Raw genomic sequence first — 23,923 nt, 5'->3', positions numbered from 1 at the left:
ATTTTATATTTTTAACTTTCATTAGAAATAATAGTCTTAGCCACCGTACCAATTTAAGCCTTTTTCACCTAAATCAATCCATACACTCTTTGAGTGTGTATACATATCCATGGCTTGTACCCCTAATTCTCTACCAAATCCACTTTGTTTCATTCCTCCAAAAGGAGTTGTACTATCTAGCATACTGTACGTATTAACATAGACAGTTCCTGCTTGGATACCGCGCGCCATACGATGAGCTCTTTTTAAGTCATTGGTCCATATCCCTGAAGCTAAACCGTAAATAGTATCATTTGCTTGTCGTAGAGCATCCTCTTCATCTTTGAAGCGAATAACCGACACGACTGGTCCAAATATCTCTTCACGCGCAATTGTCATTTCGTTGGTTACATCTCCAAAGATGGTAGGTGTGAAATAATATCCATTTTTCTTGCCTCTTTGGCCACCCGTCACTAATTCCGCACCTTCTTCAAGACCAATCGCTACATACTTTTCAATCGTCTTTAACTGTTGTGCGGAAACTTGTGGACCCATTTGTGTTGTCGCTTCAAGGGGATTTCCTACCCGTATTGATTGTACTTTACTAGCAAAAAGATCCATAAATTTATCATAAATACTTTCTTGGACAAATAAACGAGAACCAGAAGCACAAACTTGACCTTGTGCAAAGTAAATGCCAAACATCGCTCCATTAACTGCATCTTCAAGAGTGGCATCGTCAAATACAATGTTAGGTGATTTCCCTCCCAATTCTAACGAAACTGGTTTCAAGTTTTTTGTAGCTGCTTGCATAATTAAGCGACCCGTGTCCGTTGACCCCGTAAAGGCAATTTTATCGACGTCTGGATGAGAAGCTAAAGCAGATCCCACGGTTGAACCTGGACCGGGTACAATATTAATCACCCCATCAGGAATACCGACTTCTTGGAATAGTTTAGCCAGCTCTAAAATACTTGTTGATGTTTCTTTTGCTGGCTTAATTACAATTGTATTTCCAGCAGCTAAAGCAGGAGCTAATTTCCACATCGTCAGCATTAAAGGAAAGTTCCAAGGGACAATGGCGCCAATTACACCTAATGGTTCTTTTAGTGTGTAGTTGAAACGATTATGAGGTGATGCTAATGTATCACCCTGAACCTTGTTTGCAAGTCCTGCATAGAACTCCAGTACATCTATGGTAGAAGGAAGCGCTATATGCTTGGTTTCATTGATTGGTAAACCATTATCTTTTGATTCTACTTCCGCTAAAAAGTCTGAATTCTCCCGCATTTTCTGAGCTGCTTTATACAGAAGTCTACCTCGGTCACTAGGAGACATAGTCGCCCATGGTCCGGATTCGAACGCTTTTCGAGCTGCTTTAACTGCATAGTTTAAATCTTCCTCGCCCCCTTGTGAAACAAGGGCATAAACTTCTCCTGTGCCAGGATTAATCGTTTCAAATGTTTCTCCTGAGAGTGAATCTGTCCATTTTCCATCGATAAATAGTTGATATTTATTCATTTTCTCCACCTCTTATTTATTTTTTTGATAAAACTTCGAAATTACTAACCATACAATTCTGAAAAACATAGCTAGGTTTCCTTATGTGATGCGTATCTTGAATAAGCTAAAAGCCCCTAACTTTGTTTACACACAGAGTTGAAAGCGATTACATTATTATGATTTTTCAACATGGATAATGAACTCTTAAGTCTTATTTTTTGGTAAATGGCATCCATTAAAATTGAATGTCATCAGGAGTAATCCTTAGCTCTTTAAACTTCATTCGATAAACTCTATATTCAGATAGATATGTCATAATGTAGTCTGAAATCTGCTCATTTACAGTGCTTCTATTTCAGCACGAGTTAGCGTTTCAATTTCTGAATTGTCCATGAAAGCAAACCTCTTCCATTATTTTATTGATTTTTTTAAAGAGATAGAGTAATTAGTAACTCTAAAAAACACATAAATATACCCAAAAATTCAACAACCGTTACAAAAACGTTATACAAATAAACATTACTCTCCTTCAATTACCCTTAATTCAATAACTCAAAAGTGTACTATGCATCCACTTATTCGGTTTTGATAAGGAGATGTTTATTTTCCTACCTCACACACTTCGTTTCTTTCATCTCCTTAGGTTTATTTTAAAAAGTCTTTCTAATTTATGAACTATTACATGTTAGTATTTTATATTATCCAGAAAAATCAAAAAATTTACCATTACCCAAATGGGTCATTTTATATCAAAAAGTAATTCATTTTATTTTAAAATGTTATATAATCAAAAAAAGTTAACTTGGAGGAAAGCCTATGAAGGATATGTCTAACCCCAGCTATAAAAAAATTTTATCTTTTATGGATGAAATTACTTTTTCTAATGTAAATTTCCGTGAAAAAGTACTACAGACCTTTGAAAATTTATTTGGTTACTGCCAATCTGTTTTTTGGTTATGTGATGATAATAATGACTTGATCGAACCTATTACGTTAAATATAGATAAATATGTTACGGATGATTATCTTAATAACTTTTATCAATTAGATTTGCTAGCCCCAAAATATAATAGGCAAAAAGCAAGTAAACAAACTGTTATAAAAAACCTTGATTTACTTCCGCCTGAATTATATGAAAAAAGTGTATACTACAATGATTTCATGTTTAAATATGGATTTTATTATGATGTGGGTGTTTTTTTATATGATAGAAACAGCATTAAAGGTGTTCTGAACTTCGTTAGATCCAAAAAGGAGAAGCCTTTTAGTACATCCGATATTATGTGTTTAGAGGTTATTTCTAGGTTCTTATCGCAAAAAACAAGTGATTTCCCTTATCCTTCTGTAAGCGTTCCCAAAGAAAACATTAATCCTTTGAAAAATAAGATTCTGGCTAGTTCTCAAGATCTCAGACAACCAGATTTAACATCAAAAGAAGCAGAAATATTACAACTGGTTCTAAAAGGGCATACCAATATCACCATTGCCAGCGAACTATTTATTAGTGTTAATACAGTAAAAAGACATTTGCAAAATCTCTATAGAAAGTTTGATGTCTCAAACCGAACAAGTTTATGCTATAAAATTGTTAAACCTTAAACACAATCAAAAAAACCAGAAGGTCCCCAACACCTTCTGGTTTTCATATTAATTGCCTTACAAGTATCTTTTTTCTTCGTCAATAAAGATTGCCCCACCCTTGTTGATGGGAGAATCACTTATGTACTGCCGTATCCAATCAGGCGTTTCTCCATGTCTTTTAAAATATAAGAAAGCTGTATAGAATCTTTAATTAGGAAGTTACCTCTTGTGCTTAATAAGAATTCCACACATAACTCTTTCCAATTAGTTCTGCAGTTGTTCATAACGTTTCCAGTTGACCGATTTTTCCAGCACGATTGATATCAATACGCCCATTATGAGCCCATTCGTCAAAAAGGGCTGTAATAGCGTGGGCAGGTTCGAAAATGCATTAGGCAGGATATTCATCAAACTCACGCCAATCAATACTGGTACGGCAAGCCTGAATATCGTGTCTGAAGTGAAATGCTGACCCTTGACGCTGTTGAAAGCCGTACCGAACAGCTGAAGGTACGCAACGAACAATACTGCATTCCCGACTGTGATCGGCATCGTAGCCAGGAAAGAGGTAAAAGGGGGAATGAGCCCAATTATGGTCAATAACATGCCTCCAAGCAAGAAGGGCTTCCGCTCATAGATTTGAGTGCTCTGCAAAAATCCGATCGATGAAGTAAAAGGTGTATACGGAACAAGGCCAAGCAAGGGAGCGAAAATGGTAAAGCCGCCAGTCATGAATAAAGAATTTCGATACTGCTTGTGTTCAGCTTCATCACCGATTAATTCCGATGCAGCCTGAATGGAAGCGAACGTGTTGCACAAATTCAGTAATCCTGCAAAAAAGGAAATCGCTATTATCCCGAATTGAAGGTTTGGAGCACCTAATGGGAAAAGTGAAAAAGCGGCACCCGTCGAGCCCATTTCTCCTCCAGCCTTCGGAAATAGCAGCTCGTAAAAAATCCATCCCACTATAATCCCAATCAATATCGAGAAATTGCTAATCGTCCTTGGCCCTTTTATTTTTAATATACTTACTAGAAGTACAATTCCCACTGATAGGAAACTGACCGGGATGTTAATTTCCCCATTCTCCGTAATCCCCAGCATCCCCTTAAAAAAGACAAAAATGAGCTGGAACGTCAAAAGGAATAAATAAACCGTCATGACCATGGGAGTGAAAATCTTCTGGACATGAGAAATCAGGTTGAAGGCAGAAATAATGAGGGTCACTACACCCGCGGCAATGAGGCCAGTAGCAATTCCCCCTCCTACTTCAGCATATCCGAGCCCTATGGATGGTGCAGATAAACCTAAATTCAGCATCACTCCCCATAATAGACCGGAGTGCCCTTCCATAAGCGGATACTTATGCCCCTTCCACCCCTGAAACACGCAAGCGATCCCGGTGAAAATGAGCGAGCTTCTCATGGTCATTTCCGTAACATTGGGAGGAAGATCAAAAGCTGCGCCAATCGATATGGGCACAACTACCGTATTTGCAAAAATAAAAAACAACCATTGAAAAGAAGAAAATAGAGTCACAGAAGATCTCCAACTTTTCATAGATTCCATCTCCTTTGAACATGATACTTTTCAAACTCATGGTGAATTTCACTTGTCCTTCCCTTAAAAAGGGCGATAGGACAGCACCATGCTAATAAACGCGGTCCCGGATGGTCCGCTGCATTGCTGAACACATGATTTATGTCATTTGACCTTTGCAGACTCTCATGATAAATGATAACGTTCCCATTAATAGTAACAAAGACTGAGGCTCCCTGCTAATTTGTTGGCTTGACTACTGTTGCAAGGCAAATGGGCAATCAGAAGCGAGACCGTTTTAAATATATTGGGGTATAACAGTAATGAAATGAGAGCAAAAAAACACTTCCTCAGCATATAACATAAGTAAGTAAAAGTACATGGAAGCCGTTCCATACCCAAAACGAAAAAGGAAATCCGGAAGTATCCAGAATTCCTTTTTCGTTTAGTACTACCGTTCAATTGACTGCTTTTGTTTATATAGTGAACCGGCAACTAAGTTCCCCTTGTAAATGACCGCTTTACGTTCAGAACGCCTGGCAACTGCCTCTGCCGAACAGCTTGCGTCAATCAACACAAGACTTGCAGCATCCCCCGCCTTCGGCCATACCTTGTTACCCTTTTCATCCAATGGGGTTTTTCCCCCAGTTATATACCCGAGTGTTCGGGAAAGTGAGACTTCATCAATCCATTTGAAACGTTCTGCGAGCCTCCCTGCTCTCTCTAGGATGTCACCATTCCCAAGAGGTGACCATACATCAAAGATATTATCATTTCCTACCGATACTTCAACCCCTCTTTCTTGTAATAAATCAACAGGGGGCATCTGCCTGTTAATAGGGACACTGGTGACGATGGAAATCCCTGCATCCCTCAGAACGTCAGCCAGTTCATAGGCTTCTTCCCTGGATACGTCCCCGATACCGAAAGCATGGCTTAATGCCACCCTGCCTTCCCAGCCCGCCTGCTTTGTCAGAGCTGCCAAACGTTTCATGGTGAACGTGCCCAGATGGCCTGGATCATGTAAATGCAAATCCACATCAGCGTTCGCTTCCACTGCTAAATCCATCAATTGAACCAGCGATGCTTCAATATTGTTATCGACTGTCGCTGGATCCACCGCCCCGACGATTCCTGCTCCGTTTCGCAATGCCTCCCTGACAAGCTTGACAGAGCCGGACCTCAGCAATCCGTGCTGCGCAAATGCGACGATTTCCGAACTGAGTCTATTGGAATAGCCTGCAAGCGCCTGTTGTACTTGCTCTAAGTTTTGCAATCCCACTTCCGGATAGATATCAACGTGAGTACGGATATGTGCAGATCCAGAAGCTAAAAGGATTTCCAGTAATGATTCTGCACGTTTACATGTGCTTGTTGCAATGGAAGGCAGAACCCTTTTCTCATTTTCAAACCGTTCAATGACACTTGAAGAAGGAGTGCAAGCCCTCCAAACATCACCCATCAGTGTCTTATCAAGATGAACATGCTTTTCAATGAAGGATGGTAACGCCAGCAATCCTTTTGCATCTTCCACTGGTAAATCATCACGTATGGCTTCTCCATCTTTGACAATCTTCGTGATTCTTCCATCCTCGATCAACAGATGAAATAGCCCGGTCATCGTTCCTGTAACTCTACCATTCTCTTTTCGGTAGCCACATTCCAAACGAACATTCTTTAACCAATAGATTGTATTCATGATCTTCATCCCTTCTTGAAATAGACCTTCAATTCTTCTTCAAGGCAAATTCGCGATCGAGTCCGCCAAAAACCAGATTTCCATCGACCATAACGGCAGCACGCGTCGATCTCCTGGCAACTGCCTCGGCCGCACATGATGCATCCACAAAAACCATACTTGCGTCATTTCCCACCTTCGGCCATAAACGTTTACCTTCAGGGTCCAGTGTCTTGACCCCGCCCGTAATGAATTGAAGCGATTGGGACAATGCATACTCGTCCTTCCAGTTGTACCTCTCGGCCAATCGGCCTGCCTTTTCCAGCATATCTCCGGTACCGAATGGGGACCAGGAGTCATAAAAGCCATCACATCCGAGAGCAACATGGACACCTTTTTCATGCAGTGAATCAATCGGGGGAATGACCCGGTTGATCGGAACCGTAGACATGACGGCTATCCCCAGGTTTGATAATTCACTGGCCACTTCATTTGATTCTCCAATTGAAACATCACCCAGTGCAAAAGCGTGACTCACAGCGGCTCTGTTTTTCCACCCTGCTTCATCGATCAAAGAAGCCAGTTTCTTGATCGTATATAAACCAAGATGACCGGGATCATGTATATGAATATCAATATCTGCATCAAATTCAACGGCCAGATCAACCATTTCATACAGGGAAGCTTCTATATTATTATCCACTCCGCCAGGATCCAGGCCGCCCACCAATGACGCCCCTTCTTTCATCGCCTGTCTCATCAGCCCTTTTGAATTCGTTCTTAGCAGTCCATGCTGCGGGAAAGCCACGATCTCGTATGTCATTTTCCCACTGAAACTACTTAGCGCCTTTTGAATTTCTTCCAAGTTCTTCATACCGATGTATGGATCGATGTTAACATGCGTCCTTACATGCGTTGCCCCGCCGCTTAACAATAGTTGAAGCATCCGTTCAGCCCGGAGCCGCCCGGTTTCAGCCAGTTCAGCAAGCTCTTTTGCTTCTAATTTTAAGCGTTCGATTAAGTTCGGAACCGGAGTGCATGATTTCCATGGCAGTCCTAAATAAGTCTTGTCAAGATGGTTATGCATCTCTTTAAAAGGAGGAAGTGCAAGCAGCTTTCCCGCGTCGTGAACAGGTCCATCCGTTTTAAAAGGCATAGTTGAAGCCAATTGCAAATCCTTTATGACCCCATTTTGTATATACATGTTGTATGTAGCTGTCTTCGTCCGATCAATTCGTTCATTCTCAAAAACAAATCCACTATCAAGCGTAACGTTTGTAAGCCAGTATGCTTCATTCATCAAATCACTCTCTTTAATAGAAGATTAAACACCTGTCGTCTCAAAAGATGAAATGGATCCGCTAACAACATTGCCCCTGAAGATGACAGCGGCACGATTTGCCCTTCTAGCCACCGCTTCCGCAGAACAGCTTGCTTTAAGCAAAACGATATTTGCCTCATCCCCGACATTAGGCCATGTCTTGACCCCGTCTTGGTTTAATGGGGTCTTCCCACCTGTTATGAATTGCAGGCTTTGCGCTAAGGAACGTTCTTCAATCATGCGGAACCTCTCTGCAAGGCGACCGGCCTTTTCCAGATTGTCCCCGATGCCAAAGGGTGTCCAATGATCAGTGATGCTATCATTACCCAATTCGACTTTCACCCCTTTTTCATGAAGCAGGGGGATGGGGATCGTTCTGAAGATGGGCACTGTTGATGTAATCGATATGCCTGTTTCCGAAAATCTTTCGGCGATGCCCGTTGCCTCCGGGACTGAAAGATCTGCCAAACCGCTGGCGTGGCTAACCGTTACCCTTCCTTGCCAGCCTGCGTCTTCCGTAAGTGAAGCTAGGCGTTGCATGGTGAAGAGACCAAGGTGATCCGGATCATGTAAATGGACATCGATATCGGAATTGTATTCAACCGCGATATCCATGATCGTTTCAAGTGACCGCTCTATGTTTTCATCAATGGTGGCTGGATCCACGCCTCCTACCAGATTTGCCCCATTCCTCATGGCCTCCCTTACTAAACCAGCGGAATTGCTGCGTAATAGTCCATGCTGCGGAAATGCGACGATTTCATACGTCAATTTATCACTATATCCTTCCAGTGCCTGAATGGTCGCCTCTAAGTTTTTCAGTCCTATAACGTGGTCGATGTTGCAATGTGTACGAATATGGGTAGATCCGAATTCCAATAATAAATCCAGCATTTTTTCTGCCCTTACTTTAGCGGTAGGCAATAATTCTGGCAGTAAAACCTGCTCTTCCTCTATCCGGGTTTTCACGCCATTAATGGCAGGCATGCAAGCCTTCCACGGACCGCCATAATAGGTTTTATCAATGTGGATATGCATTTCCTTAAACGAGGGGACCATCAGGAGGCCGTGAACATCATGCTGCGGGTCCTGATCAGTTATCGATTCCTTCGCCAATAAAATGGAGGATATTTTTCCATTTTCAATCTTGATGTGGTAATGACCGGTTTCAGTGCCGGTGATCGTTTCATTTTCATTATAAGTAAAACCATTTTCCAAGCGTACATTCGTCAACCAATACGATTGAGACATTAAACTCACCCTTCCATTTCAGATTGAACATGCATCACTTTCATTATAGTTTTAAAGATCAGCAAATAATTTCAGAATTTTTACTCGTTTTTATGTTATTTTTACTTATTGTGCCAAAGAAAAAGGCTCACCCTAATGGATGAACCCTTTCAGACTGTAGACAACTCGATGATAACTCAGTTTGCCTGCAGTATTTGAAACGTTCAATTAATTTCAGAGATCCGCTTCCTTCCTTTTATAGACGTTGATTTCCACTTCAGGCACTCGCTTTCCGCCTTTGGGGTCTCGGCCAGCCAGTAATTCGGCAGGAGTTTCGCAAATCTCTTCCAATGGGGTTTACAGGAAAAAACCATTCTCCCTATTCGGACTCCGAACCCCTTTCCTCTACACACTGCATCACTTTATCGTTACGTCATTTATCTCCAGATAACCTGAGGGGCTGATTGAAAATCCTTTTACATCTTTCGCGACTGCAGCAACATTTTCTATGACCCTTACAGGAATATACGGGGTGTCACCCATCTCGATTTCCTGTGCCTCTGCGTATAGTTCTTTGCGCTTCTCTTCTTCTTTTTCCTTCCTGGCGGCATCTATTAAACGATCAACCTTTTGATTGCTGTAAAAGAATGTATTGCCTGCCGCTCCCTGTGAATCGGTATGAAATAGATTATATTGATTATAATCAGCATCGCCGGTCGCGTTTCTCCAACTGATGATGAACATTTCCGATTGCCCTTTATTCACTTGTTCCACGAACGAACCGTACTCCATCACCTGCACCTTCAAATTAATGCCGATACCTTTCAGTTGGGATTGCAGGACCTCGGCCAAGTTAACTCTTTCTTTACTGTCCATTGTCAGGATGGTTGCATCCAGTCCCTCAGAATATCCAGCTTCGGCCATCAATTTCTTTGCTTCCTTCAGGTTGTAATCATAGGCTTCGAGATCTTCGTTGTACCCGAATACTTTAGAGCCCATCAAGGAGTTCGCCTTTACTCCCACATTATTAAAGACACCCTTGATGATCGAGTCCATTTCAATGGCATGAGCAATAGCTTTACGTACCTTTACATCATTGAACGGTTCATTATTGACATTGAACCCTAAATATTCGGTTCCATACCCTTCACTGCGGTAAACGTCCATTGCCGGTGAAGATTCCACCTGGTCCATTACAGCAACAGGAAGAGGCTCTGCGATATGCGCTTCACCGGTTTCTATCATCGATATCCTCGTGGAGTCTTCCGGGACGACCTTGAATAGGACCTTGTCCACTTTTGGCTCATCTCCCCAATAGCTGTCGTTTTTCGTCAATATGATTTCCTGGCCCGGGGACCATGAATCAAAAACGAAAGGACCTGTTCCATTCGGTTCCTGGATAATCTTTTTGCCATACTTTTCAATCGTTTTCGGACTGATGATTCCGCCTTCATGATTCGCCAATATGGAAAGGAGAGGGGAAAAAGGTTCCTTCAAAATGAATTGCACGGTAAATTCATCAACCGGTTTCACCTCTTTTACCATATCGAATACTACCGCTCTGGGAGAAGCGACCAACGGATCTAATAGTCGATCAAACGTCTTTTTTACCGCATCTGCATTAAATGGTGTGCCATCATGAAACTTTACATCTTCCCTAAGCTTGAATTCCCAGGTCGTGTCATTTATTTGCTTCCATTTTTCTGCTAGCATTGGCTGTATCTCACTATTCTCATCCCGTTGTACAAGGCCTTCATAGATTTTATGGTGAGTGACGCTAGCGGCGTTAATCGTGGACATGAACTGCTGATCCAAATTCTCGGCGTCGGATAAGCGGGCAATAACCAATGTGCCCCCTTCGTTTGATGCTTTGTTCGGATCACTTTCTGTTGTGATTACGTCATTGTTAGAAGAACAGCCCGTAATGATGATGGCCATGATCATGACTAGAAAAGACTTTCCTGTCCCACGTTTTAACCCCATGGACTTCGACCTCCCGATTTCATTTTTTGAATACTTATCTAATTATAGGAAATATTCTGACTATTCATTTCGAATATCTTTACTATGTTTTTCATTTTCTTTACTTGTTTGGTTTTTACGCTTCTGTATCGCTTATCGATTCCACGACCTTGAATGAGGGCTTAAACAATTCTTTCTCGGGAAGCTCCTGATAATCCCTTTCCATATAGCCTCTTCTCATCTTATTAAAATATTGCTGCCCCTTATATTTGATTTCCGTTAAGTCAAGATCGGGGATTATTCGATTCTTCATGACCACCTTTCCATTGATGATCGATAATTTAACGTCCCTCCCGGACCCGCTTACGAACATGGTTCGAATCGGATCATCGATTACCCCCATATGAAAACCATCCAAGTCAATCGCGATTATATCCGCCTTGGCCCCAACTGCGATGCGTCCTAAATCGTTCCTGCCAAGAAAGGCGGCCGCATCAAGTGTGGCTGAGCGAAAGAAATCGGCATATACAGAGCCTTCCGTTTCTCCTTCCGCCAGCCGTGAGAGCATGCTGCCTGTCCTAACGTTCTGGAACATATCCGGAGGGAATGTGTCCGTTCCAAGGGCTATATTGATCCCAGCCCGTTTATATTTGGCAAAAGATTCTAACGCCTCCCCATGCCTCCCAATGATCAGCGGGCAATGAATCACCGTTGTATTCGTTTCAGCTAGCAGCGCCAAGTCATCACCTTGGCCATATTTCGCTTTACTATATCCTGAAACAAAGTGGGAGTGCGGGATCCCTGTTCTTGGACCGAGAAAGCCAAGGTCGTATAAATATCTGATCGGTGTAACATGATGGGCTTCCCAGATGGTGTTGAATTCAAAACTTCCTTGTGCAGCATGAAGCTTTATCGGTACATCCAATTTTTCGCTGTAATATTTAATCTGTTTTAATTGATCTGCCGTTTGAGACTCTATACGTTCTGGAGCAAGCATACTCCTGACCATGCCTTCATGGGCTCCATCGAATTTTTCTACAAACTCGATCGCTTTCCGTAATCCCGCTTCACCGGCTTTTTCATCCCAATGCAGTTTAATTTTCCCGTCAGGCTGGATGACTCTCATTCCTGATTGGAAACTCGGACCAAGGTAAATCCTTAACCCCAATCCAGCGGCATGTTCTGCCGCAGCTGCCAATTCATCATAGGTTTCAGCCCAGCTTTTATAAAAAACGGAAGTGATGGGCATCGCCGTCGTCACGCCATGAAGAATGAGTTGTGAATAAGCATATAGTGATTTAAAAGCTTCTTCTTCCTCGGTCATTAATTCAGGATGTCCGCTTTTTATATAATTCTCTGACCAAAGAAGGTTTTTCTGTCTGTCGGCACCGGCTTCAAAATGTAAAATATCATGGTCAATGTCCCCTAATGCATTTAAATCTATGAACCCGGGACTGATAATGGCGTTACCGGCATCCATTACCTTGTCCACTTCTTCAGGATAATTTTTTCCGACATACAGAATCGTGTCTTTTTCATAAACAATTTCTGCGTTTTCCAAAATGACATGATCGTATCCATCATATCCAATTACATATCTTCCTTTAAGCTTGGTTTTCATCTTATTCCCCTTTCACCATCACGGCAGCGTCTTCGCGTTCGTCATATCGCTTTTCATCTACATAGGCCCTGGCATGCCCCCAGAAGTACTTCGTCGGCTGCATATACTTTTCGAGCCCGGCACGCTTTATCGTTGAAAAGGCCTCCTCATTCGCTTCATCAAGGACTGTACTTTCATGGACCGTCCGTACTTTCCTTCCTTCCATGATCAATTTGCCATCCACGATGACATGCTCCACATCATTCGCCACTGCTTGAAATACAAGCCGGTGAACATGCATGAATTCAGGGGTCAGATGGGGCTGATGCAGATTGACCGTAATGACATCCGCTTTTTTCCCGATCTCAAGGGAGCCTATTTCATCATCCCAGCCAATGCATTTCGCAGCATCTATCGTGATCATTTCCAGTAGCTTGCCTGGAGGTAAATAATAGTAGTCCCTAAGCGCTGCCTGGTGAACAAACTGTGTTTTCCTCATTGCCTGAAACATATCAAAGCTTGTGGAAGGGGAAGTCCCATCCGTGGAGATTGCCACAGTTGTCCCCATCTCCAATAATTCGGTTATCGGGGTACGGGCATGAACCTGGCCAAAACCAGGTGATGCACTGACGTTGGTACCTGTTTCAGCCAGTATTCTTGCCTCATCGAAGGAAATGCCCCGACAATGCTGTAAATGGACATCTGGACCCAATAGGGCATTTTCCTTATCCTGTATCGCTAAATGAATCATCCCGCCAAAGGCATCTGAGTGAATTCGTGTTTTATATTTCCTGGCAATCTCCCTTATTTTCTTCGCTTGATAAAGGTCATGATCAGTCAGCCCATAAAGCCTGTCCGGTGAGGTGGGATTCGAGGGATCCACTGATGTAACGATGACAAATGGTGTAATGAAGGCTCTCGTGCGGTCTTCATTCGCATGGTTCAGCGCCTCGATTACAGCTTCCGCCCCCTGTAACACTTCTTCATAGGAAACTTCCCTTACCACTCGCTTTCCGTCGATCCACCGGCTGAATGAATGGGGCCATGGAGGGTTGCAAGGACCCGTGCATACCACATCCCTGATTCCCACTTCGGCGTATGCTTTTGCATGATTGATGGCGAAAATCGGTTCATCGGACCGCGGCATGGATCCCAACACGCTAACCCCAGTTGTCACGCCCGCCTTTAATCTCTCAAGCGAGGATAGCTTTCCTTCGTAATACCAAAAGTCATCCGTAACAAAATGCTTATACGCATTCGTCATGATCGGCATCCAAAAATCAATATTCTCCATTGCAATCGTTTTGAACATGGAATGCCCCCCATGACCATGAACATCTATCAATCCAGGCAATATGCACTGATGGCTGCAATCCATGACTTTAACTGCCTCATACTTCAATTTCAGTTTTTCCGTTGAATCTACGGCTAAAATCCTTCCTTGATGTATGGCAATGGCGCCATCTTGCAGAATTCTCCTGTTTTGATCCATGGTTATCACGGTCCCATGGATTAGCAGTAAATCTATCATATTTTCCCCTCCTAATTGAGAAGGCAGCATAACTTCCTTATGCTGCCTTCCTTTTGTGATGAATTCCTACTTCACGGTTACGTCATCAAGCATTAAATAATTTGCCGGATTCAGCCAAAGTCCTTTAACCGTCCCGCCATATACGGCCAAGTGTTCATAGTTACGGATAGGAACATATGGAACTTCTTCCCTTTCAATTGCCTGAGCCTTGGAATATAGTTCCTTACGTTTATCTCCATCCGATTCTTTACGTGCACTTTCAATCAATTTATCAACTTCCGGATTGCTATAGAATGAACTATTTCCCGCAGCACCTTGGGATTTGGTATTGAAAAGATTGTATTGATTATAATCTCCATCCCCGGTAGCATTGCCCCAGCCGCCTATCGCTACCTGGTGCTCGCCTTTGGCTGTCGCATCAATGTAAGCCCCGTACTCAAGGACTTGAATCTTGACCTTAATTCCAATTCCTTTTAACTGGGATTGAATCACCTCGGCCATATTGATCCTTTCCTTACGATCACTCGTCGTCAATGTAAACTCCAAACCATCCTTGACCCCCGCTTCAGTCAAGAGCTTCTTCGATTCATTAATATCATAGTCGTAGCCTTTTATATCCGGATCATAACCAAACACCTTCGGGCTCATTGTTGAATTCGCCCTCGTACCGACGTCGTTATAAACCCCTTTGATAATGGAATCAACCTCGATGGCATGTGCGACCGCCTTACGGACCCGTACATCATCAAAGGGTTTTTTCTTAACATTGAAGCTTAAGTATTCAACTGCAAGTCCCTCCGTGCGATATAAATCCATCGTGCCTGACGCTTCGATTCTATCAATCTCCGTCACTGGCACTTGATCGGTCACATGTGCTTCACCCGTTTCTATCATTGCAATCCTCGTGGCATCTTCAGGGACAACCTTGAATACCACCCCATCGATCTTAGGCTTATCCCCCCAATAGTCCTTGTTTTTCGAAAGTGCGATTTCTTCACCAGGCTTCCACGATTTAAAAACGAATGGCCCTGTCCCAACGGGGTTTTGAGCCAGTTTGTCACTATTTTCCTTAATCGCTTTAGGGCTGATGATGCTTCCTTCATTACTCACTAAAATCGATAGCAGCGGAGCATAAGGATATTTCAGCTTGAATTGTACAGTCGTTTCGTCAACGACTTTAATTTCTTTGATCATTTCCAATTTACCAGCCTGCGGAGAAGCTGTTGCCGGATCCAGTACCCTGTCAAAATTGGTTTTCACCGCTTCGGCATTGAATGGAGCTCCATCATGGAATTTGACTCCCTCCTGCAATTTAAACTCCCAAGTGACATCATCCAGTTGTTTCCACTCTTTTGCGAGCAGCGGTTTAGGGTTCATGTTTTTGTCAGGAACGACCAATGTTTGATAAACCTTTTCATAAACGACGTTTGCAGATGGAATGTCTGTTATGAAATGAGGGTCAAGGGTGGTCGCATCAGATAATCGCGCGACGATCAGCGTTCCTCCTTCCTTCGCTTTTTCCACTGTTTCCTTACTGCCGGTTTCTTCTGTTGCACAGCCTGATAAAACGGATGAGATGCCTAATAAAGAAGCAAAAAGCAACCCAATCATACTTTTTCTCATTCTATTTCCTCCCTTTTCAACCTGCCTTTGTTTCTCCAAGTAACTTTCAGCTATGAGTACATCGGGCTTAATGTAAATTATAAAAAAAAACCGAATTTTATATTTTCAGAATCTTTACTCATTTTTTAATTATCTTTACTGCTTTTCCGCATCATATTTACTTCAATACCTTTTTTGAATAAATTGAATGAAAGAAAAGGAGGAAATCCAATGAAGCCAGAGGTCGTCATCAATAATACCGAATTGAATGTAAAAGAAAGAAAAACTCCGAAACTAAGACACTGGAAAGCTTTTTATAAAAAATTCAAGCGAAATAAATTGGCATTGGTAGGCGGGTACATCGTACTTTTTTATATTTTATTGGCTATCTTTGCACCTTTGATCTCACCTCAGGATCCCTATGAAATTGATTTAGTCAACAAACTCCAGACTCCGTCAGCCGAACATTGGATGGGTACAGATGATAAGGGAAGGGATATTTTAAGCAGATTATTATATGGAACACGGCTTTCATTAACGGTTGGATTTGTCTCTGTATTCTTCGGGGCGTTCATTGGCATACTCCTCGGGTTAACAGCTGGTTATTACGGAAAATGGATCGACACCGTCATTATGAGGATTGTCGATGTTCTGCTGGCTTTCCCGGGAATACTGCTTGCACTTGCGATCATTAGTGCCCTTGGTCCAAGTTTAATCAATGTAATGGTAGCGGTCGGTGTCTTTTCCATACCGATGTTTGCCCGGATTGTACGAGGTTCCACATTGTCAGTCAGGAAGCTGGAATATATCGATGCCATTCGTGCATTGGGAGCAACTGACTTCACGATCATCTGCAAGCATATTTTTCCGAATATTCTATCTCCCGTCATCGTTCAAGCCACATTACGTCTGGCAACGGCCATTCTGTCGGCAGCCGGATTGTCATTCCTGGGACTGGGAGCCCAGCCGCCCTCACCAGAATGGGGCGCGATGCTGAGCAGCGGACGGGATTATTTGTTCAGTGCCCCCCACATCGCTTTGTTTCCGGGGATAGCGATATCAACACTGGTACTTGGTTTCAACATCTTCGGGGACGGACTTAGAGATGCCCTGGATCCAAGAATGAAAAAATAAGGAGGAGAGAAAATGTTCGTATTCATTATCCGACGGGTACTTCAAACGATACCGGTTTTACTGGGTGTAAGTCTTGTTGTTTTCCTCATCATGCAAATGGTCCCGGGAGACCCGGCAACACTGCTTGCAGGTGAAGGAGCGACTAAAGAAACGATTGAATCACTGCGTCATGAGCTTGGATTGGATCGTCCAATCCTCTATCAGTACGTTGACTATGTCCTTCATGCCGTTCAAGGTGACTTTGGAGAATCACTCCGCAGCAGCCGCCCTGTTTTGGACGAAATCATGGTCCGCTTGCCCATCACCCTTGAACTGGCACTTGCCAGCATTTTCATAACCGTTGTGCTTGGAATGATCGCAGGAATCATCTCGGCTACCAAGCAATACTCGGCAGCTGACATTTCCATCATGATCGTTGCTTTATTGGGAATCTCGTTACCTAGTTTTTGGCTGGGCCTCATGCTTATCTACTTCTTTTCCGTGAACCTTCATTTGTTTCCGGTTTCAGGTTGGGGAACTTTCAGCCACATGGTTCTCCCAGCCATAACCCTTGGGGCCGGCGGTGCGGCCATCGTTGCCAGGATGACCAGGTCGAGCATGCTTGAAGTCGTTCGCCAGGACTACATCCGGACCGCGAGAGCCAAGGGATTAAAAGAATATATCATCATTTATAAACACGGCCTGAAAAATGCGCTTATCCCCGTCATTACCGTAGTTGGCCTCCAGTTCGGTGCACTCCTTGGCGGTACGGTATTGACAGAGTCCGTTTTTGCCATCAATGGACTTGGGAGATTGATAGTCGATGCAATCAGAACGAGGGATTTGCCGATGGTCCAAGGCGGGGTCCTCATCGCTTCCGTTATCTTCGTATTCATGAATTTAGCGGTGGATGTCCTCTATCGATACTTTAACAAAAGAATAGACTTGAACTAAGGAGGTATGATGATGAAACAGGATGATGATAAAATACTGGAGGTAAAAAATCTGCAGACACACTTTTTCACTGATGAAGGAACGAGTAAGGCAGTCAATGGAATCAGTTTCTCCCTCAATAAAGGGGAAACGCTCGGAATCGTCGGAGAGTCGGGAAGCGGGAAAAGCATAACATCACTATCATTGTTAAGGCTCATTCCATCGCCACCCGGTAAGATTGCCGGTGGCAGCATCCTTTTTAAAGGGGAGGATCTGCTTACGAAGTCTGAAAAACAGATGCGGTCCATACGCGGTAATGAAATTTCGATGATATTTCAGGAGCCGATGACATCACTGAATCCCGTATATACAGCGGGTGAGCAAATTGCAGAAGCGATCAGGCTCCATCAAAAGCTGGGAAAAAAGGAAGCATGGAATAAAGCGGTCGACATGCTTCGGCTCGTCGGGATCCCCTCACCTGAAAAAAGGGCAAAACAGGAGCCGCATGAGCTAAGCGGCGGAATGAGGCAAAGGGTCATGATTGCCATGGCACTTGCCTGCCATCCTGAGGTTTTAATAGCGGATGAACCGACAACAGCACTGGATGTGACGATCCAAGCCCAAATTCTCGAACTGATCAAGACGCTGCAAAAGGATTTCGGGACGGCTGTCATTTTGATTACTCATGATTTGGGAGTCGTATACGAAACCTGTGATCGGGTTGCTGTCATGTACGCAGGGAAAATCGTTGAATACACTTTGGCCAAGGAAATATTCACAAACCCAAAACATCCTTACACAATCGGTTTATTAAACTCCCTTCCGCGTCTTGACATGGACCAGGAAGAACTGACTACAATTCCAGGGACCGTTCCAAGTCCTTACAACATGCCCAAGGGATGCAGCTTCGCTCCCCGCTGTGCACATGCGAAGAGCATTTGTGAACAAGCCGTACCGGATCTCCAGGCTATCGGCCCAAGCACCGAGGTCAGCTGCTGGATGTTCACCCCCCAATGGGAGAAGGAATATGACGCTCAAGAGAAGGTAGGGGTTTAATGATGGGTGTACCAGCTGCAGAGAAAAAGGTTCTGCTTAAAGTGAATCAATTGAAACAGTATTTTCCGATCAAGGGTGGATTTTTCGGAAGAACCATCAATCATGTAAAAGCCGTTGATGACATTACCTTCGATATCAAACAGGGTGAAACCTTAAGCATAGTCGGCGAATCCGGCTGCGGAAAATCGACTACCGGAAGGGCAATCCTTAGATTGGATGAACCGACAAGCGGGAGCATTCACTTTCAGGACAGGGATTTACTGAGTTTAGGAAAAAAAGAAATGAGGCGTACCAGGAAGGATCTGCAAGTTATTTTTCAAGATCCATTTGCCTCCCTTAACCCGAGACAGACTATCGTCCAAATTCTCGGAGAAGCTTTAGCGATACAAAATGTAGTCCCTAAAGAAAAACGGAAAAGCAGGATCGAAGAATTATTGGGACATGTCGGGCTGAGACCTGAATCCATGGAAAGATACCCGCATGAATTCAGCGGCGGCCAGAGACAGCGGATCGGCATTGCGCGGGCTCTGGCAGTGGATCCAAAATTGATCATATGTGACGAAGCAGTTTCTGCACTGGATGTCTCCATCCAAGCGCAAGTGCTGAATTTATTAAAATCCTTACAGCGCCAGTTCGACCTTACCTTTCTTTTCATATCACATGATTTAGGTGTGGTCAGACATATCTCGGATCGGGTGATGGTCATGTATCTCGGAAAGATAGTCGAGATAGCCGATAAAAAGTCCATTTTCGAACAGCCCCAGCATCCATATACAAGGGCATTGCTATCGGCCATCCCAGTACCGAATCCTGTGCATGAAAGAGAACGGATCCTATTGACGGGTGATGTCCCCTCACCCATAGACCCTCCAAACGGCTGCCGCTTCCATACACGGTGCCCTTTCGTACAGGATATCTGCAAAACACAGCTACCCGAACTGAAACAATCTGCACAAAATCATCAAGTCGCTTGTCACATTGTGTCATAAGCTGTAGATTTCCGGAGGGGTCTTTAGTATGATACTAATAAACAGAATAATTCAAGTTATTTAAAAATATAACCAGCAGAGGTTCTCCATGCTAAGTTACGAGGGATTCACCTTAATTATCATGCTCTTCATTTTAGCTCCCATCATGGGAGCTATCGCTCTTTTATTTCTATTCATATTCGAGAAAAGGATCGACCTTCTTGAAAATAAAAACAAAGAGATCCGCCTGGAGCAAGCACTGCAAGAAGCACAATATAATAAATTGAACCAGCAAATCCAGCCACACTTTTTGTTTAATACACTAAATGTCATATTGGGCTTGGCCCGCCTGAACAGGACGGCTGAATTGATACGGGCCTTGGAGGCATTTTCGCAATTCCTGAAATTCAAATATAAAGCATCAGAACCATTGATCCCCCTTTCCCAGGAAATTCAGTATACCCAGCATTATCTCGACATCCAGACCCTTCGCTTCGGTGATCGGCTCAAGATTGACATGGATTGCCCGGAACCATTAGCAACCGCACTTGTTCCCCCCTTCATTCTTCAGACATTGGTGGAGAATTCGTTTAAACACGGTTTGGAAAAAAAAGTGGGTGAAGCCCTGCTGCATATCCGGTTTTATCTGGAATCGCAGATGGTGTATCTGGAAGTGGCGGATAATGGGTTAATGGGAAAGGAACCATTCGCTACGGACGAAGGCGGCCATGGCCTGGATAATATCCAAAAGCGCTTATATTTGTATTTCAATGATCGTGCACAATTGAATATAGCTTCTACTGATTCGGGAACTAAGGTAGAGGTATCATGGCCACTGGTTTTTGATAAGAAATCGGAGGAGGCGGAGCCGGAATGAATGTATTATTAGTTGATGACGAACCATTGGTCCTTGAACAAATGGAATATATGATTCAGTCCATATACCCTTTTTGGAAGTTTCATAAAGCTGCTGATGCCTGTCAGGCACTGACCCTCAACCAAAATCATAAAATCAACCTCGCTTTCCTTGATATTAACCTGCCGGGGCGATCGGGTCTTGAATTTGGTGAAGACCTAAGGGCATTAAACAAAGAGGTCGAAATCATCATGGTGACCGCGCATCAAAGTTTCGATTATGCCCAGCAATCCATCAGGATAGGCGTGGTTGATTATTTAACGAAACCTGTAATAGAAAGTGATTTGCATAAAGTCCTGGCCAAGTATGACAAAAGGGAATCTTCCCATAACTATTCAACCCTTATTCACCATTCGCTTTCATTCATTCATGAAAACTATGCCGAAAAACTCTCCCTTTCGGACATCGCCCGTGAAGTGCATACCAATCCGACTTATTTAAGCAGGAAATTCCATGAAGAAGTCGGCACTTCGTTTTCGGAATATTTAATGCACTATAGAATAAAGGCCGCAAAAAGGACCTTAACCAATAACACCAGCTGGAGCATATCAGACGTCGCTGAAAAATCGGGTTTCAATAGCCAGCATTATTTCAGCACTTTATTCCGGAAGATAGAGGGAATCACGCCAAAGGAGTTCCGCGAGAAAGGAAAATGAACATTGCGATCACGTACATTTCAAGAATACGTACAAGGCCCCATTCAAATCGGGATGGGATTAGGGATCATCTCCCTCCTGGCACGCTGGGTGACAGGAACCACGATATTATCCTCCCCCGAATCGATGGTGAAGTATGGAGTTTTCGGAGGGATCGGATACGCCCTGATGGGAGCGATCGCCCTGTTCATGTTCAGCTTCATCGGGAAGAGGGTCCGGCAGGACTTCCCCATGGGCTTGACCATTGGGGACTATTTAAAAGCCCGGCTCAATCCCCTCGGATATTGGATATTGATCGTGATTCTGGTCATAACCAGCTTACACATTTTATTCATTCAGGGAATGGCTGCGTCCACCCTATGTCAGTTTCTTTTCGATACGCCACTCTATGTCGGGCTGTTCTTTTTTTTCGGTTTCTGTGTCCTTTATGCTGGATTCGGCGGGTTAAAGCTCATTCATGGATTCGCAGCTTTTCAAGTCGTCTTCATGTTTGCCGCGGTTATATTAATCCCCTTATACTTTTTCGTCAAGGAAGGGATTCAGCCCGTTTATGATGGAATCCGTTTATACCATCCATACATGCTCGTAATCAATAAATATGATCTATGGAGTTTTCTTTTTGCAGGGCTTCTAGTCGGGTTCGGCCAGTTTTTCTTTGACCTGACATCATGGCAGCGATTATTCATGATAGAAATGAAAAAGGTTCGATTGACATTCTCTTTATCCGGCCTTATATGGATCATATTCCCGCTCTCCTTTTCATCCCTGTTCATCATGGTTATCTTTACGGGCGGCTTCACTGATATACACTCGATTCTGGCGGGATTGGCAAACAAAATAACGACACCATTCTTTTTCATCCTTTTTGTGCTCTGCGCTTTCAGTGCAATCACCTCAACATTCGGTGCCTGCCTGCATTCATTGGTAAGCCTGATCGTAGCCAATATTCTTGAACCATTACAAACAAAAAAAAGCGACCAGCAAAAAATAAGGATGGCCTGCCTGCTTTCAATCTGTATTGGAGGATTGGTTTTCATTGCTACACTCTTCTATTCCCCCAACTTATTGGAGCTCTTATTTTACTCAGGCAACATATACTCGGCATTACTTGCACCAATCCTTGTTATCGTATTCAGCAAAGGGAAAGTCGCTGACTACATACCGATAAGCGCGGTCCTGGCTATTGTCGCTTCATACATCATCCAGCCTTATGTAAGTGAATTCCAAAGCATATGGTTCAGCGGATTAGCTTCATTTACGATCCTAGTGATTTGTATGATCCTTACGCTTATCAAGAACAAATGGATATCCGTGAAAACAAAACGGGATTGATTGCGAAGCTGCACGGCAAAGTGGTTGCATAACAAACTATGTAATCTGATACACGTAAATAGATAAAAAAAGAAAGTTCGCCGACATAAAGTCCCAACCCAATGTTGATTGGAACTCCTGCGGGAAAAACGTGTCCAAGGGAGACCCCGCAGGCGCAAAAAGCGCCGAGGAGGCTTCCGGACCGCCCACGGAAAGCGAGTGCCTGGGGTGGAAATCAAAAAAGCAAATCAGGTTCATAGTAAAATATACAAATCAAGTGCCCCTATCAATCACGTAAAAACTTAGACTGCCACCTTTCTGAAATACCGATAAACCTTCTCTAGCTTTTGGGTTTGTTTCCCCTTTGGACTTTCCATATTTCCGAATTCAAAAAATTTCACTTTTTTGATTCCGACAAAATTGAATAGTGCTCTTTTCATCAATATTTTATGCGCATCATTCAACCAGAGAAGCGGATACTTTGCAGGTCCCTTCATCGTGGACACACATACGACCGACTTTCCTTTCAGTAGGCCTTCCGGGAACAATCCCTTTTTGTCCCTGTAGGCAAAATTCGCAGAAAATAATTGATCAATGTATCCCATCAGCATTGCTGGAGGCCTCCCCCACCAGATTGGATAGACAAAGACAATCTGGTCGGCCCAGGTAATCTGATTTCTATATTTTTCAAGCTGAGGATCACGATGCATATCACTCCTTCGTTTATGCTCATTGAACTCCAAGATCGGATTGAAGCCCTCATCATATAAATCCAAGACCTGAATCCCTTTTATGTTAGGGTTCTCCTGACTTCCTTGAATGACTTTTTCTAAAAAAGAATGGCTTAAGCTTTTATGATTTGGATATGTGTAGATGACCAGCATGTTCATGACGTACCCCCTATTTACTTATCATTTGATAACAATCATATTACACCCCTTTTTTTGTTGTCAAATGATAATTGTATTTTGATAACACTTTTGTTATCTTCTCAATAAGAGGTGAAAGTTATGGACAAAAAAGCTCTTTTTGAAAAAATGGTCACATTTACGACTACCGTACATCAAGTCACACACGAATTGACACAAAACGCCAAATCCGATTCCATCACGCCGGTACAATATAAAATTCTTGAATATATAACAGTCAGTCAGCCTGTCACACCAAGTGAAATCAGTGACTGTCAGCATATCTCCATGCCTAACACGAGCCGTGAACTGAAAAAATTAAGCGAAAAGAATTTAATTGAAAAAATAAGTGATTCGGAAGATAGACGGAAACAATACATCCGCCTTTCCAAAGAGGGGGAAATGATGATGAACGAGGCTTTTGCAATCGTAGAATCCCGTTTCCAAAGCCTGCTGCAACATGCATCGAAGGAAGATTTAGCGGAAATTGACCGTGCCCTGGACATTCTTCAAACAAAACTTTTTTACTAATGAAT

19 protein-coding genes are annotated in these 23,923 nt (G+C 43.2%); 9 read left to right on the top strand and 10 right to left on the bottom strand.

The genetic code is table 11. The features are described from left to right. Positions 1-36: 36 nt before the first annotated feature. A complete protein-coding gene (locus ACWF5P_RS23820) occupies positions 37-1,500 on the bottom strand; it encodes an aldehyde dehydrogenase family protein (protein WP_434168656.1) in 1,464 nt (487 codons plus the stop codon). A 798-nt stretch (positions 1,501-2,298) separates the two neighbouring features. On the opposite strand from ACWF5P_RS23820, the gene ACWF5P_RS23815 reads away from it, so the two are divergent. Further along, complete coding sequence (locus ACWF5P_RS23815; protein WP_434168655.1) at positions 2,299-3,081, top strand: LuxR C-terminal-related transcriptional regulator; 783 nt, start codon at positions 2,299-2,301, stop codon at positions 3,079-3,081. A gap of 246 nt (positions 3,082-3,327) precedes the next feature. Here ACWF5P_RS23815 and ACWF5P_RS23810 read toward each other — a convergent pair whose 3' ends face one another. The 8 genes from ACWF5P_RS23810 to ACWF5P_RS23775 form a co-directional block, all read right to left on the bottom strand. Then, positions 3,328-4,623, bottom strand: coding sequence for a uracil/xanthine transporter (locus ACWF5P_RS23810; protein ID WP_452445380.1), 1,296 nt, complete (start codon positions 4,621-4,623; stop codon positions 3,328-3,330). 430 nt (positions 4,624-5,053) lie between these two features. Next, a complete protein-coding gene (locus ACWF5P_RS23805) occupies positions 5,054-6,301 on the bottom strand; it encodes an amidohydrolase (protein ID WP_452445379.1) in 1,248 nt (415 codons plus the stop codon). 28 nt (positions 6,302-6,329) lie between these two features. Beyond that, entirely contained in the window at positions 6,330-7,580 is a 1,251-nt protein-coding gene (locus ACWF5P_RS23800; RefSeq protein WP_452445378.1) for an amidohydrolase family protein, read from the bottom strand. Positions 7,581-7,604: 24 nt separating this feature from the next. Then, positions 7,605-8,852 carry an amidohydrolase family protein gene (locus tag ACWF5P_RS23795; RefSeq protein WP_452445377.1) on the bottom strand — a complete coding sequence of 416 codons (1,248 nt, stop codon included), beginning with the start codon at positions 8,850-8,852 and terminating at the stop codon, positions 7,605-7,607. A gap of 396 nt (positions 8,853-9,248) precedes the next feature. Further along, positions 9,249-10,814, bottom strand: a complete 1,566-nt coding sequence (locus ACWF5P_RS23790) for a glutathione ABC transporter substrate-binding protein (RefSeq protein WP_452445376.1) — start codon at positions 10,812-10,814, stop codon at positions 9,249-9,251. A 115-nt stretch (positions 10,815-10,929) separates the two neighbouring features. Continuing rightward, on the bottom strand, positions 10,930-12,414 hold the full coding sequence (locus ACWF5P_RS23785) for a chlorohydrolase family protein (protein ID WP_452445375.1): 1,485 nt from the start codon (positions 12,412-12,414) through the stop codon (positions 10,930-10,932). 1 nt (position 12,415) lies between these two features. After that, positions 12,416-13,924, bottom strand: coding sequence for an amidohydrolase family protein (locus ACWF5P_RS23780; protein ID WP_101224401.1), 1,509 nt, complete (start codon positions 13,922-13,924; stop codon positions 12,416-12,418). A gap of 66 nt (positions 13,925-13,990) precedes the next feature. Continuing rightward, on the bottom strand, positions 13,991-15,547 hold the full coding sequence (locus ACWF5P_RS23775) for a glutathione ABC transporter substrate-binding protein (RefSeq protein ID WP_452445374.1): 1,557 nt from the start codon (positions 15,545-15,547) through the stop codon (positions 13,991-13,993). Between the two features lie 210 nt (positions 15,548-15,757). Between ACWF5P_RS23775 and nikC the strand changes: the two genes are divergently transcribed. The 7 genes from nikC to ACWF5P_RS23740 all read left to right on the top strand — a co-directional run bounded on the left by nikC (position 15,758) and on the right by ACWF5P_RS23740 (position 22,500). Beyond that, on the top strand, positions 15,758-16,660 hold the full coding sequence (gene nikC, locus ACWF5P_RS23770) for a nickel transporter permease (RefSeq protein ID WP_101224403.1): 903 nt from the start codon (positions 15,758-15,760) through the stop codon (positions 16,658-16,660). 12 nt (positions 16,661-16,672) lie between these two features. Next, positions 16,673-17,593, top strand: a complete 921-nt coding sequence (gene nikB, locus ACWF5P_RS23765; RefSeq protein ID WP_101224404.1) for a nickel ABC transporter permease — start codon at positions 16,673-16,675, stop codon at positions 17,591-17,593. A 12-nt stretch (positions 17,594-17,605) separates the two neighbouring features. Next, positions 17,606-18,628: an oligopeptide/dipeptide ABC transporter ATP-binding protein gene (locus ACWF5P_RS23760; RefSeq protein ID WP_397314223.1), complete on the top strand. Its 1,023-nt coding sequence runs from the start codon at positions 17,606-17,608 to the stop codon at positions 18,626-18,628. Positions 18,629-18,630: 2 nt separating this feature from the next. Beyond that, positions 18,631-19,617: an ABC transporter ATP-binding protein gene (locus ACWF5P_RS23755; protein WP_452445373.1), complete on the top strand. Its 987-nt coding sequence runs from the start codon at positions 18,631-18,633 to the stop codon at positions 19,615-19,617. Between the two features lie 88 nt (positions 19,618-19,705). Next, the gene (locus ACWF5P_RS23750) at positions 19,706-20,473 is read left to right on the top strand and encodes a histidine kinase (protein WP_434168647.1); all 768 of its coding nucleotides are present in this window, start codon (positions 19,706-19,708) and stop codon (positions 20,471-20,473) included. Next, a complete protein-coding gene (locus ACWF5P_RS23745) occupies positions 20,470-21,168 on the top strand; it encodes a response regulator transcription factor (protein ID WP_101224408.1) in 699 nt (232 codons plus the stop codon). Before ACWF5P_RS23750 ends, ACWF5P_RS23745 begins: the two co-directional genes overlap by 4 nt. Before the next feature lie 3 nt (positions 21,169-21,171). Then, on the top strand, positions 21,172-22,500 hold the full coding sequence (locus ACWF5P_RS23740; RefSeq protein WP_402940696.1) for a transporter: 1,329 nt from the start codon (positions 21,172-21,174) through the stop codon (positions 22,498-22,500). 281 nt (positions 22,501-22,781) lie between these two features. Here ACWF5P_RS23740 and ACWF5P_RS23735 read toward each other — a convergent pair whose 3' ends face one another. After that, a complete protein-coding gene (locus ACWF5P_RS23735) occupies positions 22,782-23,369 on the bottom strand; it encodes an NAD(P)H-dependent oxidoreductase (protein ID WP_434168646.1) in 588 nt (195 codons plus the stop codon). A gap of 120 nt (positions 23,370-23,489) precedes the next feature. Here ACWF5P_RS23735 and ACWF5P_RS23730 point away from each other — a divergent pair, with 120 nt between their 5' ends. After that, complete coding sequence (locus tag ACWF5P_RS23730) at positions 23,490-23,918, top strand: MarR family transcriptional regulator (RefSeq protein ID WP_434168645.1); 429 nt, start codon at positions 23,490-23,492, stop codon at positions 23,916-23,918. Positions 23,919-23,923: the final 5 nt, after the last annotated feature.

The organism is Peribacillus sp. NPDC055009 (genome assembly GCF_053608705.1).
This window is presented reverse-complemented; position numbering and strand designations above follow the sequence as displayed.

What these genes read in the sequence shown, in the direction of transcription:
- ACWF5P_RS23820 (WP_434168656.1), bottom strand. Translation starts at nt 1,500, where the DNA reads ATGAATAAATATCAACTATTTATCGATGGAAAATGGACAGATTCACTC.
- ACWF5P_RS23815 (WP_434168655.1), top strand. Translation starts at nt 2,299, where the DNA reads ATGAAGGATATGTCTAACCCCAGCTATAAAAAAATTTTATCTTTTATG.
- ACWF5P_RS23810 (WP_452445380.1), bottom strand. Translation starts at nt 4,623, where the DNA reads ATGAAAAGTTGGAGATCTTCTGTGACTCTATTTTCTTCTTTTCAATGG.
- ACWF5P_RS23805 (WP_452445379.1), bottom strand. Translation starts at nt 6,301, where the DNA reads ATGAATACAATCTATTGGTTAAAGAATGTTCGTTTGGAATGTGGCTAC.
- ACWF5P_RS23800 (WP_452445378.1), bottom strand. Translation starts at nt 7,580, where the DNA reads ATGAATGAAGCATACTGGCTTACAAACGTTACGCTTGATAGTGGATTT.
- ACWF5P_RS23795 (WP_452445377.1), bottom strand. Translation starts at nt 8,852, where the DNA reads ATGTCTCAATCGTATTGGTTGACGAATGTACGCTTGGAAAATGGTTTT.
- ACWF5P_RS23790 (WP_452445376.1), bottom strand. Translation starts at nt 10,814, where the DNA reads ATGGGGTTAAAACGTGGGACAGGAAAGTCTTTTCTAGTCATGATCATG.
- ACWF5P_RS23785 (WP_452445375.1), bottom strand. Translation starts at nt 12,414, where the DNA reads ATGAAAACCAAGCTTAAAGGAAGATATGTAATTGGATATGATGGATAC.
- ACWF5P_RS23780 (WP_101224401.1), bottom strand. Translation starts at nt 13,924, where the DNA reads ATGATAGATTTACTGCTAATCCATGGGACCGTGATAACCATGGATCAA.
- ACWF5P_RS23775 (WP_452445374.1), bottom strand. Translation starts at nt 15,547, where the DNA reads ATGAGAAAAAGTATGATTGGGTTGCTTTTTGCTTCTTTATTAGGCATC.
- nikC (WP_101224403.1), top strand. Translation starts at nt 15,758, where the DNA reads ATGAAGCCAGAGGTCGTCATCAATAATACCGAATTGAATGTAAAAGAA.
- nikB (WP_101224404.1), top strand. Translation starts at nt 16,673, where the DNA reads ATGTTCGTATTCATTATCCGACGGGTACTTCAAACGATACCGGTTTTA.
- ACWF5P_RS23760 (WP_397314223.1), top strand. Translation starts at nt 17,606, where the DNA reads ATGAAACAGGATGATGATAAAATACTGGAGGTAAAAAATCTGCAGACA.
- ACWF5P_RS23755 (WP_452445373.1), top strand. Translation starts at nt 18,631, where the DNA reads ATGGGTGTACCAGCTGCAGAGAAAAAGGTTCTGCTTAAAGTGAATCAA.
- ACWF5P_RS23750 (WP_434168647.1), top strand. Translation starts at nt 19,706, where the DNA reads ATGCTAAGTTACGAGGGATTCACCTTAATTATCATGCTCTTCATTTTA.
- ACWF5P_RS23745 (WP_101224408.1), top strand. Translation starts at nt 20,470, where the DNA reads ATGAATGTATTATTAGTTGATGACGAACCATTGGTCCTTGAACAAATG.
- ACWF5P_RS23735 (WP_434168646.1), bottom strand. Translation starts at nt 23,369, where the DNA reads ATGAACATGCTGGTCATCTACACATATCCAAATCATAAAAGCTTAAGC.
- ACWF5P_RS23730 (WP_434168645.1), top strand. Translation starts at nt 23,490, where the DNA reads ATGGACAAAAAAGCTCTTTTTGAAAAAATGGTCACATTTACGACTACC.